We start from the raw sequence: 1,569 nt of genomic DNA, 5'->3' as shown, positions 1-1,569 counted from the left end.
TAACTAAAGGTTGAAAGTTAAATAGTTACCCAATACCCCAGTCTGCTGGGGTATTTTAATACAAAAATAGACATGAAACCATTCACATCTGTATACTTAAAGCGTCTAAACAAAAACCATACAGAGGAGTTTCATGCCCATGTCTACTATACAATACAATGACACTGATATTCATCATTCTTTTGCTCATTTTTCAAAATTGGTCCATCTCTCCGCTATTTTGCGTCGTGTCAATATCCATAAATCGCGCGGTATTAAAACTGAACGCTTATTTGAGTGGTTATTGACCACAATCTTTAATCGCTACTCCATTTTTAGAGCAGAAAAGGCTAACGATTTTTCAAAACGAACTGTTCGAAATTGCCTAAATGACCCGCATATTAATTGGCAACGGCTGGTTCAGCTATTAGCGATTCATTTGATTCAATACGTTCAACATTTTACCGATCCAAGACGGCGACAGGCTTTGATCATTGATGATTCATTGTTTAAACGTGAATTTTCACGCAAAACTGAACTATTGGCCCGTGTTTTTGACCACGACAAACAGCAGTATTTTAAAGGCTTCCGGACACTAACTTTAGGCTGGAGTGACGGCAACACTTTTTTACCGCTGAACTTTGCCTTGATGTCATCAAGCCACGCCAAAAATCGATTTGGGCGCCTTAAGTCCAATGATCAACGATCACTGTCCGCAAAACGACGTACGCAGGCAACACGTAAAATGACCGCTGTCGCTTTAGAATTGGTAGATGAGGCAATCAAATCTGGAATCAAGGCCAAATACGTCCTATTCGATAGCTGGTACACGTCACCGCGGATGTTTGCGGCATTGCTAAAACGTCACTGTCATGGGATTGGCATGTTGAAAAAAACTAAAAAGGTTTATTTTCGTTATCGTGGCCGCGAAATGGATATTAAGACCTTATACGCTAATTTGCGGCGCAGTAAATGGCCAATTAAGGATAACTATCTATACAGTCCCATCGTCACATTTGAAGTTGATGGCGAAAAGATCCCAATGAAATTAGTTTTCGTAACCAAACGCGGCCAGGTTGATCAATATCTTGTATTGGCGACCACAATGACTGCTCTAAGACCAGAAGCAATCATTCAGATGTACGGTCGGCGGTGGCAGATCGAATGTTATTTTAAAGTCGCCAAACAATACCTGCAATTTGATCAGACTCAAGTCCAAAGCTACGATGGGCTCTGCGGTCATCTAGCAATGGTCATGTTAAGCTATGACGTCCTTGCATTGGCACAACGCGAAAACATGGACGACAGGACACTGGGTGACTTATTTTTCGATTATGGGCGCCCGTTGCCCGATATTAAGTTAGTAAGTGCGTTGAATTGGTTGATACAAACAATTACTGGTCTAGGTGAAAAACTCGACATGGCGGTTGAAACATTAAATATGATTTTTGACGAATTTATAAAAGCATTACCGAATAGCCTTGGCAGGCTACTCGGTAATGCTCAATGAAGTGGAAATTAGTAATATAATGTGCCATAACCGTTTGGCATCAATGGTTACGGTCCATTTTGATACTTTCAACCTTTAGT

1 protein-coding gene is annotated in these 1,569 nt (G+C 40.7%); it reads left to right on the top strand.

All coding sequences use genetic code 11. The annotated features are described in order from the left end of the window. Nucleotides 1–139: 139 nt before the first annotated feature. Complete coding sequence (locus EKM61_RS11890) at nucleotides 140–1,489, top strand: IS4 family transposase (RefSeq protein ID WP_068223115.1); 1,350 nt, start codon at nucleotides 140–142, stop codon at nucleotides 1,487–1,489. Nucleotides 1,490–1,569 lie beyond the last annotated feature (80 nt).

This window comes from Loigolactobacillus backii, from assembly GCF_003946275.1.
GTDB classification, from domain to species: domain Bacteria; phylum Bacillota; class Bacilli; order Lactobacillales; family Lactobacillaceae; genus Loigolactobacillus; species Loigolactobacillus backii.
The sequence above is the reverse complement of the archived record's forward strand: the minus strand, read 5'-3'. Positions and strand labels throughout refer to the sequence as shown.